This is a genomic window from Streptomyces sp. NRRL S-87, from assembly GCF_000719335.1.
In the GTDB taxonomy this organism is placed as follows: Bacteria; Actinomycetota; Actinomycetes; order Streptomycetales; family Streptomycetaceae; genus Streptomyces.
In genome coordinates this window covers 32,250-47,491 of sequence record NZ_JOGB01000002.1, presented here as the reverse complement: position 1 = coordinate 47,491, position 15,242 = coordinate 32,250, and the positions used below count along the sequence as shown (strand labels likewise).

At 73.2% G+C, this 15,242-nt stretch carries 13 protein-coding genes; 12 read left to right on the top strand and 1 reads right to left on the bottom strand.

Annotated elements, in window-relative coordinates:
- Nucleotides 1-176: 176 nt before the first annotated feature.
- Nucleotides 177-2,375 carry an elongation factor G-like protein EF-G2 gene (locus tag IF43_RS0101280; protein ID WP_030192796.1) on the bottom strand — a complete coding sequence of 733 codons (2,199 nt, stop codon included), beginning with the start codon at nucleotides 2,373-2,375 and terminating at the stop codon, nucleotides 177-179.
- A 363-nt stretch (nucleotides 2,376-2,738) separates the two neighbouring features.
- Here IF43_RS0101280 and pgsA point away from each other — a divergent pair, with 363 nt between their 5' ends.
- The 12 genes from pgsA (at nucleotide 2,739) to secD (ending at nucleotide 15,241) form a co-directional block, all read left to right on the top strand.
- The gene (pgsA, locus tag IF43_RS0101275; RefSeq protein WP_234331912.1) at nucleotides 2,739-3,563 is read left to right on the top strand and encodes a phosphatidylinositol phosphate synthase; all 825 of its coding nucleotides are present in this window, start codon (nucleotides 2,739-2,741) and stop codon (nucleotides 3,561-3,563) included.
- The gene (locus IF43_RS0101270; protein ID WP_030192792.1) at nucleotides 3,560-4,570 is read left to right on the top strand and encodes a phosphatidylinositol mannoside acyltransferase; all 1,011 of its coding nucleotides are present in this window, start codon (nucleotides 3,560-3,562) and stop codon (nucleotides 4,568-4,570) included. The genes pgsA and IF43_RS0101270 overlap by 4 nt, the downstream gene beginning before the upstream one ends.
- On the top strand, nucleotides 4,567-5,727 hold the full coding sequence (locus IF43_RS0101265; protein ID WP_030192789.1) for a glycosyltransferase family 4 protein: 1,161 nt from the start codon (nucleotides 4,567-4,569) through the stop codon (nucleotides 5,725-5,727). Before IF43_RS0101270 ends, IF43_RS0101265 begins: the two co-directional genes overlap by 4 nt.
- A gap of 737 nt (nucleotides 5,728-6,464) precedes the next feature.
- Nucleotides 6,465-7,010: a hypothetical protein gene (locus IF43_RS0101260; protein ID WP_030192788.1), complete on the top strand. Its 546-nt coding sequence runs from the start codon at nucleotides 6,465-6,467 to the stop codon at nucleotides 7,008-7,010.
- 731 nt (nucleotides 7,011-7,741) lie between these two features.
- A complete protein-coding gene (gene pdxS / locus IF43_RS0101255; protein ID WP_030192787.1) occupies nucleotides 7,742-8,653 on the top strand; it encodes a pyridoxal 5'-phosphate synthase lyase subunit PdxS in 912 nt (303 codons plus the stop codon).
- Between the two features lie 13 nt (nucleotides 8,654-8,666).
- A complete protein-coding gene (gene pdxT / locus IF43_RS0101250; RefSeq protein ID WP_030192786.1) occupies nucleotides 8,667-9,260 on the top strand; it encodes a pyridoxal 5'-phosphate synthase glutaminase subunit PdxT in 594 nt (197 codons plus the stop codon).
- Between the two features lie 57 nt (nucleotides 9,261-9,317).
- Nucleotides 9,318-10,070, top strand: a complete 753-nt coding sequence (locus tag IF43_RS0101245) for a YebC/PmpR family DNA-binding transcriptional regulator (protein WP_030192785.1) — start codon at nucleotides 9,318-9,320, stop codon at nucleotides 10,068-10,070.
- Between the two features lie 176 nt (nucleotides 10,071-10,246).
- On the top strand, nucleotides 10,247-10,864 hold the full coding sequence (ruvC, locus tag IF43_RS0101240; protein ID WP_030192783.1) for a crossover junction endodeoxyribonuclease RuvC: 618 nt from the start codon (nucleotides 10,247-10,249) through the stop codon (nucleotides 10,862-10,864).
- Nucleotides 10,861-11,493, top strand: a complete 633-nt coding sequence (gene ruvA / locus IF43_RS0101235; protein WP_030192781.1) for a Holliday junction branch migration protein RuvA — start codon at nucleotides 10,861-10,863, stop codon at nucleotides 11,491-11,493. Before ruvC ends, ruvA begins: the two co-directional genes overlap by 4 nt.
- A gap of 48 nt (nucleotides 11,494-11,541) precedes the next feature.
- Nucleotides 11,542-12,618, top strand: coding sequence for a Holliday junction branch migration DNA helicase RuvB (ruvB, locus tag IF43_RS0101230; RefSeq protein ID WP_030192780.1), 1,077 nt, complete (start codon nucleotides 11,542-11,544; stop codon nucleotides 12,616-12,618).
- A 242-nt stretch (nucleotides 12,619-12,860) separates the two neighbouring features.
- Nucleotides 12,861-13,325 carry a preprotein translocase subunit YajC gene (yajC, locus tag IF43_RS0101225; RefSeq protein WP_030192778.1) on the top strand — a complete coding sequence of 155 codons (465 nt, stop codon included), beginning with the start codon at nucleotides 12,861-12,863 and terminating at the stop codon, nucleotides 13,323-13,325.
- A gap of 146 nt (nucleotides 13,326-13,471) precedes the next feature.
- Nucleotides 13,472-15,241, top strand: coding sequence for a protein translocase subunit SecD (gene secD / locus IF43_RS0101220; protein WP_030192776.1), 1,770 nt, complete (start codon nucleotides 13,472-13,474; stop codon nucleotides 15,239-15,241).
- The last annotated feature ends 1 nt before the right edge of the window (nucleotide 15,242 follow it).

Here is a 15,242-nt window from a genome sequence, read left to right as displayed (position 1 = left end):
CTCCCTTGCGGCCTGTTCCCCGTAGCCCCACCGTGCACACTTCGTGACGAAGCCTATCCGGCGCGCGCATCACCCCGTCGGATGACGGGGAAATGCCGCCCACCGCACGCGAGTTGGGTGGGCGGCGCGGGGCGGGTGAGCCCCTTTTCCGACGTGGTTTCGGCCAACTACCTGCGCTAATCGGCCTTTTCCTGTTCGGCCCGGAGCCGCTCCGCCACCTGCGGCGGCATCGGCTCGTGCCGGGCGTACGAGCGGCTGAACCGGCCGGTGCCGTGCGAGACGGAGCGCAGGTCCACGGCGTACCGGTCGATCTCGATCTCCGGGATCTCGGCACGCACGAGGGTGCGCCCGGGGCCGGCCTGCTCGGTGCCCACGACCCGGCCGCGCCGGCTGGACAGGTCGCTCATCACCGGGCCGACGTACTCGTCGGGGATCATCACCGAGAGTTCGGCGACGGGCTCCAGCAGGTGGATGCGGGTGTCGGCGGCCGCCTCGCGCAGGGCCAGGGCGCCGGCCGTCTGGAAGGCCGCGTCGGAGGAGTCGACCGAGTGGGCCTTGCCGTCGACGAGCGTGATGCGCACGTCGACCAGCGGGTATCCGGCGGTGACCCCCTTGGCGGCCTGGGCCCGCACCCCCTTCTCCACGGAGGGGATGAACTGGCGCGGCACGGCCCCGCCGACGACCTTGTCGACGAACTCGATGCCGCTGCCGGGCGGCAGGGGCTCGACCTCGATCTCGCAGATGGCGTACTGGCCATGTCCGCCGGACTGCTTGACGTGCCGGCCCCTGCCGGTGGCCCGGGCCCCGAAGGTCTCCCGGAGCGAGACCCGGTGGGGGATGGCGTCGACCTGGACGCCGTACCGGTTGCGCAGGCGTTCGAGGGCCACGTCCTGGTGGGCCTCGCCCAGGCACCAGAGGACCACCTGGTGGGTGTCCGGGTTCTGCTCCAGCCGCATGGTCGGGTCCTCGGCCACGAGGCGGGACAGACCCTGGGAGAGCTTGTCCTCGTCGGCCTTGCTGTGGGCGCGGATGGCGAGCGGCAGCAGGGGCTCGGGCATGTCCCACGGCCGCATCAGCAGGGGCTGGTCCTTGGCGGACAGGGTGTCGCCGGTCTCGGCGCGGCCGAGCTTGGCGACGCAGGCGAGGTCGCCCGCGATGGCCCGCGCCAGCACCCGCTGGTTCTTGCCGAAGGGGGACGACAGGGCGCCGACGCGTTCGTCGACGTCGTGGTCCTCGTGGCCCCGGTCCTCCAGGCCGTGCCCCGAGACGTGCACCGTGTCGTCGGGGCGCAGGGTGCCGGAGAAGACGCGGACGAGGGAGACGCGGCCGACGTAGGGGTCGGAAGACGTCTTGACGACCTCCGCGACCAGGGGGCCGGCCGGGTCGCAGGTGACGGCGGGGCGGTCCGCGCCGTCAGGGGTGGTCACGTCGACGGCGGGGCGCTCCTCGGGGGTGGGGAAGCCGCCCGTGACCAGTTCGAGGAGTTCGACGGTGCCCAGGCCCTGGCGGGCGCCGTCGGCGGCGGGGGCGGCCATGAGGACGGGGTGGAAGGTGCCGCGGGCGACGGCGCGCTCGAGGTCGTCGATCAGCGTCTTGATGTCGATGTCCTCGCCGCCGAGGTAGCGGTCCATGAGGCCCTCGTCCTCGCTTTCGGCGATGATCCCCTCGATGAGCCGGTTGCGGGCGTCGGCGATGAGGTCGAGCTCGGCGGGTTCGGGGTCGCGCTCGCGGCGCTCGCCGGAGGTGTAGTCGTAGACGCGCCGGGAGAGCAGCCCCAGCAGGCCGTGGACGGGGGCGTGGCCGTCGGCGCCGGGCGGGCCGTACAGCGGGAGGTAGAGCGGGATGACGGCGTCCGGGTCGTCCCCGCCGAAGGTCGCGCCGCAGAGCTCGGCCATCTGGGTGTAGTCGGCGCGGGATGCCTCCAAATGGGTGACGACGATGGCCCGGGGCATGCCGACGGCGGCGCACTCGTCCCAGACCATGCGGGTGGCGCCGTCGACGCCGTCGGAGGCCGAGACGACGAAGAGGGCCGCGTCCGCCGCCCGCAGACCGGCCCTGAGTTCTCCGACGAAGTCGGCGTATCCCGGGGTGTCCAGGATGTTGATCTTCACCCCGCCCCATTCGACGGGGACGAGCGAGAGCTGGACGGACCGCTGCTGGCGGTGCTCGATGTCGTCGTAGTCCGAGACGGTGCCGCCGTCCTCGACCCGGCCGGCCCGGTTGACGGCCCCGGCGGTGAGCGCGAGGGCCTCGACCAGGGTGGTCTTGCCCGCTCCGCTGTGGCCGACCAGCACCACGTTCCTGATGTCGGCGGGCCGGTCGGCCGTCAGTGCCCTGCCGGCGGCTCCGGGCTGTGCGTTCGCCTTGTCGCCCATGGCTGCGGTGCCTCCCTGTTCGTTCCTTGCACGGCGAGGAGGGTGAGGGTGGGATGCGGACAGGGGGGAGTCGGAGGGGGAACCGGCGGCTCCGGCGATGCCCGCGGTTATTCGAGCTTTGCACTCGCGTCACTGTGCGTCCATACGTCGTACCCGCCGCCGGGCGGGCGGGTGGCCGGGAGGCGTCTTTGTGGGTGACCCGGGGGTACGGGCGGAGGGGCCGGGACCGACGTGCGGACCCCGCGGGCCGGGGTGGTCGGGCGGGATGGGGGACCAATGGGCGGCGCGGCGGTTGCCGCTGGCTACGATGGGCCAGCCGGTGGCCGTGGTGGCCGCGCGGCGAAGCGACCCTCCGGGAAGGCCATGCTGAACAAGTACGCGCGTGCATTCTTCACGCGTGTCCTCACTCCGATCGCCGCGTTTCTGCTCCGCAAGGGGGTGAGCCCCGACGCGGTGACGCTGGTCGGGACCGCGGGTGTGGTCGCGGGCGCGCTGTGGTTCTTCCCCCGGGGAGAGCTCTTCTGGGGCGTGATCACGATCACGCTCTTCGTCTTCTCGGACCTGGTCGACGGGAACATGGCCCGGCAGGCGGGCATCTCCAGCCGCTGGGGCGCCTTCCTGGACTCGACCCTGGACCGGGTCGCGGACGCCGCCATCTTCGGCGGCCTCGCCCTCTGGTACGCCGGCAAGGGCGACGACAACGTGCTGTGCGCGGTGACGATCTTCTGCCTGGCCAGCGGCCAGGTGGTCTCGTACACGAAGGCCCGCGGCGAGTCGATAGGGCTGCCGGTGGCCGTGAACGGCCTGGTGGAGCGGGCCGAGCGGCTGGTCGTCTCGCTCACCGCGGCCGGCCTGTCCGGCCTGCAGACCTTCGGCGCCCCCAGCTGGCTCGGCGTGGTGCTCCCGGTGGCCCTGTGGGCGGTGGCCGTCGGGTCGCTGGTGACGCTGATCCAGCGGGTGGTGACCGTACGGCGGGAGGCCGCGGAGGCGGACGCGGAGGCGGGCGCGGAGACGGGCGCTGAGGCGAATGCGCATGCGGATGCCGGGCTCGACGGGACCGACGCGGAGGCCCCGGCCACCGGTGCGGCGGGCGCGGCTGGTGCGCCTGGTGCGGCAGGTGGGTCTGGCGGCGGTGTCGTTGCCCCCGGCGACGGCTCGGGTACGACCGCCGAGGGGGGCGCCGCGTGAGCGTGCGGGACCGCCTGACCGACGGGCTGTACGGCGCCGGCTGGAGCACCGTCAAGAAGCTTCCGGAGCCCGTCGCCGTGGCGCTGGGCCGCCGGATCGCCGACACCGCCTGGCGGCGGCGAGGCAAGAGCGTGCAGCGGCTGGAGTCGAACCTGGCGCGCGTCGTGCCCGGGGCCGGGCCGGAGCGGCTGCGGGAGCTGTCCCGCGCTGGCATGCGCTCGTACATGCGCTACTGGATGGAGTCCTTCCGGCTGCCCGCCTGGGACGCCGAGCGGATCCGCACGTGCGTGGAGATCGACGGCGAGCAGGAGCTGCGCGACGCCATCGCCTCCGGACGGGGCGTCGTCATCGCGCTTCCCCACCTGGCGAACTGGGACCTGGCCGGGGCGTGGGTGACCACGCACCTGGGCGTCGGCTTCACGACGGTGGCCGAGCGGCTCAAGCCCGAGACGCTCTTCGACCGGTTCGTGGCCTACCGCGAGGGCCTCGGCATGGAGGTGCTGCCGCACAGCGGCGGCGCCGCGTTCGGCACCCTCGCCCGGCGGCTGCGCGCCGGCGGCCTGATCTGCCTCGTAGCCGACCGGGACCTGTCGTCCTCGGGCGTCGAGGTCGACTTCTTCGGGGCGACGGCGCGCATGCCGGCCGGCCCGGCGCTGCTGGCCCAGCAGACCGGCGCGCTGCTGCTGCCGGTGACGCTCTGGTACGGGACCGGCTCGGCGATGCGCGGGCGGGTGCACCCGCCCGTGGCGGTGCCGGAGACGGGCACCCGGGTCGAGAAGACGGCGGCGATGACGCAGGCGGTCGCGGACGTCTTCGCCGCGGGCATCGGGGAGCACCCGCAGGACTGGCACATGCTGCAGCGGCTGTGGCTGGACGACCTGGAGCCGCGTGCGGGGGGCGGGGCCGAAGGGGGCCCGGGGTCCGGGGCCGGGTCCCGGTCCGGGGCCGGGTCCGGGGAGGGGACGGCGGCGTCGCCGGCTCCGGCGACCGGGGGGAACACGGCGTGAGGATCGGCATCGTCTGCCCCTACTCCTGGGACGTCCCCGGCGGGGTCCAGTTCCACATCCGCGACCTCGCCGAACACCTGATCCGGCTGGGCCACGAGGTCTCCGTCCTGGCGCCGGCCGACGACGAGACGCCCCTGCCGCCGTACGTCGTGTCCGCCGGCCGGGCCGTGCCGGTGCCGTACAACGGCTCGGTCGCGCGGCTGAACTTCGGCTTCCTGTCGGCGGCGCGGGTGCGGCGGTGGCTGCACGACGGCACCTTCGACGTGATCCACATCCACGAACCGACCTCGCCGTCGCTCGGCCTGCTGGCCTGCTGGGCCGCGCAGGGTCCGATCGTGGCCACCTTCCACACGTCGAACCCCCGGTCGCGCGCGATGATCGCGGCGTACCCGATCCTGCAGCCGGCGCTGGAGAAGATCAGCGCGCGCATCGCGGTGAGCGAGTACGCACGCCGCACGCTGGTGGAGCACCTCGGCGGCGACGCGGTGGTCATCCCCAACGGCGTGGACGTGGACTTCTTCGAGAAGGCCGAGCCGAACCCGGAGTGGTCCGGGCAGACGCTGGGCTTCATCGGGCGCATCGACGAACCGCGCAAGGGCCTGCCGGTGCTGATGGCGGCCTTCCCCAAGATCGTCGAGGCCTGTCCGGACGTACGGCTCCTGGTCGCCGGCCGCGGTGACGAGGAGGAGGCGGTCGCCTCCCTCCCGGCCGAGCTCCGTTCGCGGGTGACGTTCCTCGGCATGGTCACGGACGAGGACAAGGCGCGGCTGCTGCGCAGCGTGGACGTGTACGTCGCCCCCAACACCGGGGGCGAGAGCTTCGGCATCATCCTGGTCGAGGCGCTGTCGGCGGGCGCGCCGGTGCTGGCCTCGGACCTCGACGCGTTCGCGCAGGTCCTCGACCAGGGGGCGGCCGGCGACCTCTTCACGAACGAGGACCCCGACGCCCTGGCCGCGGGCGCCGTCCGGCTGCTCGGCGACCCGGCCCGGCGGGCCGCGCTGAGCGAGCGGGGCTCGGCGCACGTGCGCCGCTTCGACTGGTCGACGGTCGGCGCGGACATCCTGGCCGTCTACGAGACCGTCACGGACGGCGCGGCCTCGGTCGCCACGGACGAGCGCGTCCCGCTGCGGACGCGGTGGGGGCTCACCCGGGACTGAGCGGGCTCGGGAGCGGGCGGGTCTGCGCGGGGTGGCTGGGTTCGGGCTGTCTGGCGTGGGGTGGCTTGGGTGCGGTTCGGGCTGGTCTGGCGCGGGGTGGCTTGGGTGCGGTTCGGGCTGGTCTGGCGCTGGGGGCTCGGGTGCCGTTCGGGCTGGTCCGGCGCTGGGTGGCTCGGGTCCACGGGGGCCGGTGCGGGGTGGCTTGGGTTCGGGGCGGCCCGGGGTGGCTTGGCTGTGGGTCGGCGTGGGCTCGTTGTCGGGCTGGTTCGGGGTCGGCTCGGTTGTTTCGGCACGGGGGTGTTGGCTCGGCTGCCGCGGTGGGCGCGATATCCAGCCCCGCCGGCGTTTGAGGCGGACCCGGCGCGGAGCGCCGTGGTCGTCCAGCCCGCCCTGCGCGGCGTTGACCGGCAACGACCCAGCCCGCCCGGCGCTTGAGGGCAGAAACGGTGAAGGGGCGGGGAGGGGACCAGCCCCGCAGGGCAACGGCCGGCGGCCGGGTGACGGCGCCGGCCCCGGCAGGCCTCCCCGCCAACGGCGGGTGGCGGACCGCGCCGCGGCGGCGCTCGGCGCGGCGGCGAGGCTGGCGTCCGCAGGGCGGTGGCGAGGAGGCCGCTCGCGGGACCCCCGGCCCGCGGAACGTCGGCGAGGCCCCCGGCCCCCGGGGTCGTGCCGCGGCGTCCGTCAGGACCCGAGGCGGCCGACCGGGCTTCGGTAGGGGAACGGTAGAGTCGCGCGGCGTGATCGAAACCCTCGTCTGGATCGCCGTGGCCCTGCTCGCCATCGGCGTGTACCTCAGCTGGACCGCCGGCCGGCTCGACCGGCTGCACACGCGGATCGACGCCGCCCGGGCCGCCCTCGACGCGCAGCTCGTCCGGCGGTCGGCCGTCGCGCTGGAGGTGGCCACCTCGGGAGTGCTCGATCCGGCCGCCTCCATCGTCCTGTACGAGGCCGCGCACGCGGCCCGGCAGACCGAGGAGGACCACCGAGAGGTGGCGGAGAGCGAGCTGAGCCAGGCGCTGCGGGCGGTGTTCGAGGACCCGGACCAGGTCGAGGCCGTCAAGGAGGCGCCGGGCGGCGAGGAGGCGGCGGGCGAACTGGCCGCCGCCGTCCGCCGGGTGCCGATGGCCCGCCGCTTCCACAACGACGCCGTACGCGCGGCCCGCGCCCTGCGCCGGCACCGCAAGGTGCGCTGGTTCCGGCTCGCGGGCCACGCGCCGTTCCCGCTGGCCTTCGAGATGGACGACGAGCCGCCTGCGGCCCTGGCGGACCGGCCCGGGTCCTGAGGTTGCGCTGACCCCGGGTCTCCGGGAGTCGGCGGCCGGCCCCGGGTGGGGGTGGGGTGCGCTTCGGGTGAGTGGCCGGGGTGGAGGTGGCTTCGGGTGGGTGGCCGGGGTGGAGGTGGGTGCTCCTCGTAAGGGCAAGGGCCCGGGTGGGGCTGGGGCCCGCTTCGGGTGGGCCGGCGGAGGGGTGGGCCCGCTTCGGAAGGCCCCGTGTCGGCGTCGGCTCGCTCCCGTTAGTTGGCCGGGGGCGGGCGGCCCGCTTCGGGTGGCCGCCCCGCGGTGCTCGGGTCCCCTCGCCGCTTGAGCGGCCCTCGGGGGTGGGGTGGGGCACTGCCCGTCTGCTTCCCCGTGCACCACAGGGCGGCTTGCAGGGCTTTGGGCGGGGGCTGCCCTCGGGGGCGGGTCGGTGCGCGGGCCAGGTCGCCGCGGGGGAGCCAGGTGCCTACGCGGCTACGAGCGTCCCTCTCGTGCCCGGCCGGCCCGGGTGGCGGGCGGCTGGTCCGGACGGGTGGTCCGGGCCGGGGTGTACGGCGGGGCCTCGGCGGCGGGGCGGCGGTCGGGAGCGGCCGGTACGGTCCCGTGCCGGCGGGGGTGGCAGAGGAGTGGCGGGTCGCGCACTGGCCACTGTGGCGCCCCGTGGGAGCCACCTGCTCCACATTGGCCCTTGCAGTGGACTGGACAGGCCTTGTTTCCTTGGCCGAGCAGTACCCGTCTCCTTCGAGTGAGGTCAATCCGTGAGCACGCTGAACACCACCCCGCAGACCCCCGAGACCGGCACCGCCCGCGTCAAGCGCGGCATGGCCGAGCAGCTCAAGGGCGGCGTGATCATGGACGTGGTCAACGCCGAGCAGGCCAAGATCGCCGAGGACGCCGGCGCCGTGGCCGTCATGGCCCTGGAGCGGGTCCCCGCGGACATCCGCAAGGACGGCGGCGTGGCCCGCATGTCCGACCCGAACATGATCGAGGAGATCATCGACGCGGTGTCGATCCCGGTCATGGCCAAGTCCCGCATCGGCCACTTCGTCGAGGCCCAGGTGCTGCAGTCCCTCGGCGTCGACTACATCGACGAGTCCGAGGTCCTCACCCCGGCCGACGAGGTCAACCACTCCGACAAGTGGGCCTTCACCACCCCCTTCGTCTGCGGTGCCACCAACCTGGGCGAGGCCCTGCGCCGCATCGCCGAGGGCGCGGCCATGATCCGCTCGAAGGGCGAGGCCGGTACCGGCAACGTCGTCGAGGCCGTCCGCCACCTGCGCCAGATCAAGAACGAGATTGCCAAGCTGCGCGGCTTCGACAACAACGAGCTGTACGCCGCGGCCAAGGAGCTGCGCGCCCCGTACGAGCTCGTCAAGGAGGTCGCCGAGCTCGGCAAGCTCCCCGTCGTGCTGTTCTCCGCCGGCGGCGTGGCCACCCCGGCCGACGCCGCGCTGATGCGTCAGCTCGGCGCCGAGGGCGTCTTCGTCGGCTCCGGCATCTTCAAGTCGGGCGACCCGGCCAAGCGCGCCGCCGCCATCGTGAAGGCCACCACCTTCTACGACGACCCGAAGATCATCGCGGACGCCTCCCGCAACCTGGGCGAGGCCATGGTCGGCATCAACTGCGACACCCTGCCCGAGGCCGAGCGCTACGCCAACCGCGGCTGGTAAGGCACTACAGAAGATGAACAACCCCCCCGTCATTGGCGTCCTGGCCCTCCAGGGCGACGTACGGGAGCACCTGATCGCCCTGGCCTCGGCTGACGCCGTGGCCAGGCCGGTCCGGCGCCCCGAGGAGCTCGCCGAGGTCGACGCCCTCGTCATCCCCGGCGGCGAGTCCACGACGATGTCGAAGCTCGCCGTCCTGTTCGGCATGCTGGAGCCGCTGCGCGAGCGCGTGCGCGCCGGCATGCCCGTGTACGGCACCTGCGCCGGCATGATCATGCTCGCTGACAAGATCCTCGACGGCCGCGAGGACCAGGAGACCCTGGGCGGCGTCGACATGATCGTGCGCCGCAACGCCTTCGGCCGCCAGAACGAGTCGTTCGAGGCGAAGGTCGAGTTCGCGGGCATCGAGGGCGGCCCCGTCGAGGGCGTCTTCATCCGCGCCCCGTGGGTCGAGTCCGTGGGTGCTTCCGCGGAGGTCCTCGCCACGTACGACGGCCACACCGTCGCCGTCCGCCAGGGCAACGTGCTGGCGACCTCGTTCCATCCCGAACTGACCGGAGACGAGCGCGTGCACGCGTACTTCGTGGACATGGTGCGCGCAAGCGCCTGACCGCGTCCCGGTAGGATCGAGGCGAAACACTGTTGGTGACGCGAAGGAGACAGGCAGATGTCCGGCCACTCTAAATGGGCTACGACGAAGCACAAGAAGGCCGTGATCGACGCCAAGCGCGGCAAGCTCTTCGCGAAGCTGATCAAGAACATCGAGGTCGCGGCCCGGACCGGCGGTGCCGACCCGGACGGCAACCCGACCCTCTTCGACGCCATCCAGAAGGCGAAGAAGAGCTCGGTCCCGAACAAGAACATCGACTCCGCGGTCAAGCGCGGCGGCGGCCTCGAGGCCGGCGGCGTGGACTACGCGACGATCATGTACGAGGGCTACGGTCCGAACGGTGTCGCGGTGCTCATCGAGTGCCTCACCGACAACCGCAACCGCGCCGCCTCGGACGTGCGCGTCGCCATGACCCGCAACGGCGGCTCGATGGCCGACCCGGGCTCCGTCTCGTACCTGTTCAACCGCAAGGGCGTCGTCGTGCTGCCCAAGGGCGAGCTGTCCGAGGACGACGTCCTCGGCGCGGTCCTCGACGCGGGCGCCGAGGAGGTCAACGACCTCGGCGAGAACTTCGAGGTCATCAGCGAGGCCACCGACCTGGTCGCGGTCCGCACCGCGCTCCAGGAGGCCGGCATCGACTACGACTCGGCCGAGTCCAGCTTCGTCCCGACCATGCAGGTCGAGCTGGACGAGGAGGGCGCGCGGAAGATGTTCAAGCTGATCGACGCCCTCGAGGACAGCGACGACGTGCAGAACGTCTTCGCCAACTTCGACGTCAGCGACGAGGTCATGGCGCAGGTCGACGCGTAAGCGCGACCGACCGGTGCGTGTCGGCGGGCCGACGGGGGACACCCCCGTCGGCCCGCCGCGTTCGTTGCGGCCCGGCGGACGGCCGGGACACGACGCCCGGGCCCGCCCGGTTGTCGGGCGCTGTCAGTGGGGGCCGCTAGCCTGCTGGAACAGCTGAGCGAGGGAGGGACGGCGGCGTGCGCGTTCTCGGGGTGGACCCGGGTCTGACCCGGTGCGGCGTGGGGGTGGTCGAGGGCACCGCCGGCCGCCCGCTGACCATGCTCGGCGTGGGCGTCGTACGGACCCCCGCGGACGCCGAGGCGCCCGAGCGGCTCGTGGGCATCGAGGCCGGCATCGAGGCGTGGCTGGACGAGTTCCGGCCCGAACTCGTGGCCGTGGAGCGGGTGTTCAGTCAGCACAACGTGCGCACGGTGATGGGCACCGCGCAGGCGAGCGCCGTCGCCATGCTGTGCGCCGCCCGGCGCGGGATACCGGTCGCGCTGCACACGCCCAGCGAGGTCAAGGCCGCCGTCACCGGCAGCGGCCGCGCCGACAAGGCGCAGGTCGGGGCCATGGTCACGCGGCTCCTGCGGCTGGACGCGCCGCCGAAACCGGCCGACGCGGCCGACGCACTGGCGCTCGCCATCTGCCACATCTGGCGGGCACCCGCACAGAACCGCCTCCAGCAGGCGGTGGCCCAGAACCGCCTGCAGCAGGCGGCCGCCCGGCACGCCGCCGGGCGACAGCCGGACCAGCACGCCCCGGGCGCCCAGCGCGCGCAGGGCCCGTACGCCCCGAAAGGCCGCACCCGATGATCGCCTTCGTGAGCGGCCCGGTGGCCGCACTCGCCCCCACGACCGCCGTGATCGAGGTCGGAGGGGTGGGCATGGCCGTGCAGTGCACCCCGAACACCATCGCCGGCCTGCGGGTCGGGCAGGAGGCCAAGCTCGCCACCTCCCTGGTGGTGCGCGAGGACTCCCTCACCCTCTACGGCTTCGCGGACGACGACGAACGGCAGGTCTTCGAGCTGCTGCAGACCGCGAGCGGGGTCGGGCCCCGGCTGGCGCAGGCGATGCTGGGCGTGCACAGCCCGGACGCGCTGCGCCTCGCCTTCTCGACGGGGGACGAGAAGGCGCTGACCGCGGTGCCGGGCATCGGCAAGCGGGGGGCGCAGAAGCTCCTGCTCGAGCTCAAGGACAAGCTGGGGGCGCCGCTCGGCGCGTCCGGCCTGGTCGGCGCCCAGCGGGCGGCGGCCACCGGGCCCGCGCCGTGGACGGAGCAGCTCACCGCCGCCCTCGTCGGGCTGGGGTACGCCTCCCGCGAGGCGGAGGAGGCCGTATCGGCGGTGACGCCGCAGGCGGAGGCCGCGCTGGCCGAGACCGGATCCGCGCCGGTCCCGCAGCTCCTGCGCGCCGCGCTCCAGACCCTGAACCGGTCCCGGTAGCGGCTCCGCACCGCACCACCCACCCGCACGACACAGAAGGCAGACACCGTGAACTGGGACGAGGAAGCCGCCGAGGACGCCGCGGCGCGCCTGGTCGGCGCCGACGCCGACCGCGACGACAGTGCCGTCGAGGCGGCCCTGCGGCCGAAGGACCTCGACGAGTTCGTCGGCCAGGAGAAGGTCCGCCAGCAGCTCGACCTCGTCCTCAAGGCGGCCCGGCAGCGCGGCGCCACGGCGGACCACGTGCTGCTCTCCGGCGCGCCCGGACTCGGCAAGACCACCCTCTCGATGATCATCGCGGCCGAGATGGGCGCCCCCATCCGCATCACCTCGGGCCCGGCGATCCAGCACGCCGGCGACCTGGCGGCGATCCTGTCCTCGCTCCAGGAGGGCGAGGTGCTCTTCCTCGACGAGATCCACCGCATGTCCCGGCCCGCCGAGGAGATGCTCTACATGGCGATGGAGGACTTCCGGGTCGACGTGATCGTCGGCAAGGGGCCCGGCGCCACCGCCATCCCGCTGGAGCTCCCCCCGTTCACCCTGGTCGGCGCCACCACCCGGGCCGGCCTGCTGCCGCCGCCGCTGCGCGACCGGTTCGGCTTCACCGGCCACATGGAGTTCTACGCGCCCGAAGAGCTCCAGCGCGTCATCCACCGCTCCGCCCGCCTCCTCGACGTCGAGATCGAGGGCGAGGGCGCCGCCGAGATCGCCGGCCGGTCCCGCGGCACGCCCCGCATCGCCAATCGCCTGCTGCGCCGCGTCCGGGACTACGCGCAGGTCAGGGCCGACGGCGTCATCACCCGCGAGGTGGCCGCCGCCGCGCTCGCCGTGTACGAGGTGGACGGCCGCGGGCTGGACCGGCTGGACCGCGCCGTCCTCGAGGCCCTGCTCAAGCTGTTCGGCGGCGGACCGGTGGGCCTGTCGACGCTCGCGGTGGCCGTCGGCGAGGAGCGGGAGACCGTCGAGGAGGTGGCCGAGCCGTTCCTCGTCCGGGAGGGCCTGCTGGCCCGTACGCCCCGGGGCCGGGTCGCCACGCCCGCCGCGTGGGCCCACCTGGGCCTCGTACCGCCGCGCCAGGGCGGGGGGACCGGATCAAGCGGACAACAGGACCTGTTCGGTGCGTGACCAGGAGTGTTCGGGCGTCACGATGCGTGATCGGCCGTGATCTTGGCGTGGTCCCGCAGTCGTGTTCGAGTCGTGACGGCCAGGATGTCGCCTGGTCAGGAACCGGGGTGGGATGCTGGGCGTTGTTCGTACGGTGCGGACTCGCCTAGACTCCGCCGATGCCGACCCGTCTCGAGGGTCGGCGTGCCCACCCCCAAAAAGGCCGCTCTTCCAGCGCGGTCGTGCGAAGGAATCTCCGTCCCATGAGCAACAGTCTCGTGACCTTCCTCCCGTTCATCGTGCTCATCGGGGCCATGTTCCTGATGACCCGCTCTGCGAAGAAGAAGCAGGCGCAGGCCGTGCAGATGCGCGACCGGATGGCGCCCGGCGCGGGCGTCCGCACGATCGGCGGCATGTACGCCACCGTCAAGGAGGTCAACGACGACACCGTCCTCCTCGAGGTGGCCCCCGGCGTCCACGCGGTCTTCGCGAAGAACGCCATCGGCGCCGTCCTGGAGGACGAGGAGTACAACCGCATCGTCCACGGCACCGGCGATGATCTGACGATCGACACGCCGGTCGTCCCGGACGACGCCTCCTCGCTGACGGAGGGCGCCGACAAGGCGGAGGACTCCAAGATCGACCTCGGCAAGGCCGAGGGCGTCGACGAGGACGCGGCCCCGGGCACCAAGGACGGAAAGAACGACGGCGAGGCCGACGCGAAGTAAGTCCGTGGCAGGGGACCGCGCGGCGCCCACCGGCGCGGCGCGGTCCCCGCACATGGCTCACTGACGCGGGGGACAGGCCCCGAACCACTTCGTGGCCGCCGTGCGCACACCCGGCGCCGGCGGTTGGACAGGGAGATACGACAAAGGTGGCAGCACCGAAGAAGGGCCGACGGCCCGCGGGGGCGCAGGGCAGGCCGGGCCGTGCCCTGGCGGTGATCCTCATCGCGATGGTGGCGCTCACCGCGGGGATGTTCATCTCCAAGCAGACCACGCCGCGCCTGGGCATCGACCTCGCGGGCGGTACGACGATCACGCTCAAGGCCAAGAGCGAGCCCGGCAAGCCGGACGCGGTCAACGAGACCAACATGAACACCGCGGTCGGCATCATCGAGCGCCGCGTCAACGGTCTCGGCGTCTCCGAGGCCGAGGTCCAGACGCAGGGCCGCGATCACATCATCGTGAACATCCCCAAGGGGACCAACGAGAAGCAGGCGCGCGAGCAGGTCGGTACGACCGCGCAGCTCTACTTCCGCCCCGTGCTCGCGTACGCGCCGGGCACCCCCACCATGCCGGAGCCGACCCCGTCGGCGAGCTCCTCCGGCAAGCCGAAGGCCGAGAGCGGCACCAAGGGCGGCGCCACGCCGACGCCCAAGGCCAGCGCTTCCTCGCAGGGCCGCGCGCTTCCCGAGGCCCTGACGGCCACGGGCGCGCCGACGCCCGGCGCCAGCGGCAAGGCGGACGACAAGAAGGCCGGCGACAAGAAGGCCGACGGCAAGAAGACCGCGCCGACCCCGACGCCTTCCGGCGCCGCCTCCGGTGACCTGCAGAAGCAGTTCGCCGCGCTCGACTGCGCCAAGCCCGACCAGCGCGCCACGGCCGGCAAGGGCGCCAAGCCCACCGACACCACCATCGCGTGCGGCCAGAACGGCAAGGTCTGGGAGAAGTACCTGCTCGGCCCGGTCGAGGTCGACGGCAAGGACATCTCCGACGCCAAGGGCGTCCTCGACCCGCAGCGCGCCATGTGGCTCGTCCAGCTGAAGTTCACGGACAAGGGCGGCGACAAGTTCGCCGCCACCACCGGCAAGCTGGCCTCCCAGCAGTCGCCGCAGAACCAGTTCGCCATCGTCCTCGACGGCGACGTGGTCTCCGCGCCGTCCGTGAGCAGCGCGATCACCGGCGGCAGCGCCGAGATCACCGGCGGCTTCACCCAGCAGACCGCCCAGGACCTGGGCAACATGCTCTCCTACGGCGCGCTGCCGCTGTCCTTCCAGGAGGACAGCGTCACCACCGTCACCGCCGCCCTCGGTGGCGAGCAGCTGAAGGCCGGCCTCATCGCCGGTGCCATCGGCCTCGCGCTCGTGATCATCTACCTGGTGGCCTACTACCGCGGCCTGGCGTCCGTCGCCATCGTCAGCCTCATGGTCTCCGCGATCCTCACGTACACGATCATGGCGCTGCTCGGCAAGGCCATCGGCTTCGCGCTGAACCTGCCGGCCGTCTGCGGTGCGATCGTCGCGATCGGTATCACCGCCGACTCCTTCATCGTGTACTTCGAGCGCATCCGCGACGAGATCCGCGAGGGCCGCACCCTGCGTCCGGCCGTCGAGCGGGCCTGGCCGCGCGCCCGGCGCACGATCCTGGTCTCCGACTTCGTGTCGTTCCTGGCCGCCGCGGTGCTCTTCATCGTCACCGTCGGCAAGGTCCAGGGCTTCGCGTTCACGCTCGGCCTGACCACGCTCCTCGACATCGTCGTGGTGTTCCTCTTCACCAAGCCGATCATGACGCTGCTGGCGCGCACCAAGTTCTTCGCCGACGGCCACCCCTGGTCGGGTCTGGACCCCAAGCGGCTCGGCGCCAAGCCGCCGCTGCGGTCGTCCCGTCGTGTCTCTGCCCCTGTCGATGCGAAGGAGGTCTGAG

What these genes read in the sequence shown, in the direction of transcription:
- IF43_RS0101280 (WP_030192796.1), bottom strand. Translation starts at nt 2,375, where the DNA reads ATGGGCGACAAGGCGAACGCACAGCCCGGAGCCGCCGGCAGGGCACTG.
- pgsA (WP_234331912.1), top strand. Translation starts at nt 2,739, where the DNA reads ATGCTGAACAAGTACGCGCGTGCATTCTTCACGCGTGTCCTCACTCCG.
- pdxT (WP_030192786.1), top strand. Translation starts at nt 8,667, where the DNA reads ATGAACAACCCCCCCGTCATTGGCGTCCTGGCCCTCCAGGGCGACGTA.
- IF43_RS0101245 (WP_030192785.1), top strand. Translation starts at nt 9,318, where the DNA reads ATGTCCGGCCACTCTAAATGGGCTACGACGAAGCACAAGAAGGCCGTG.
- ruvA (WP_030192781.1), top strand. Translation starts at nt 10,861, where the DNA reads ATGATCGCCTTCGTGAGCGGCCCGGTGGCCGCACTCGCCCCCACGACC.
- yajC (WP_030192778.1), top strand. Translation starts at nt 12,861, where the DNA reads ATGAGCAACAGTCTCGTGACCTTCCTCCCGTTCATCGTGCTCATCGGG.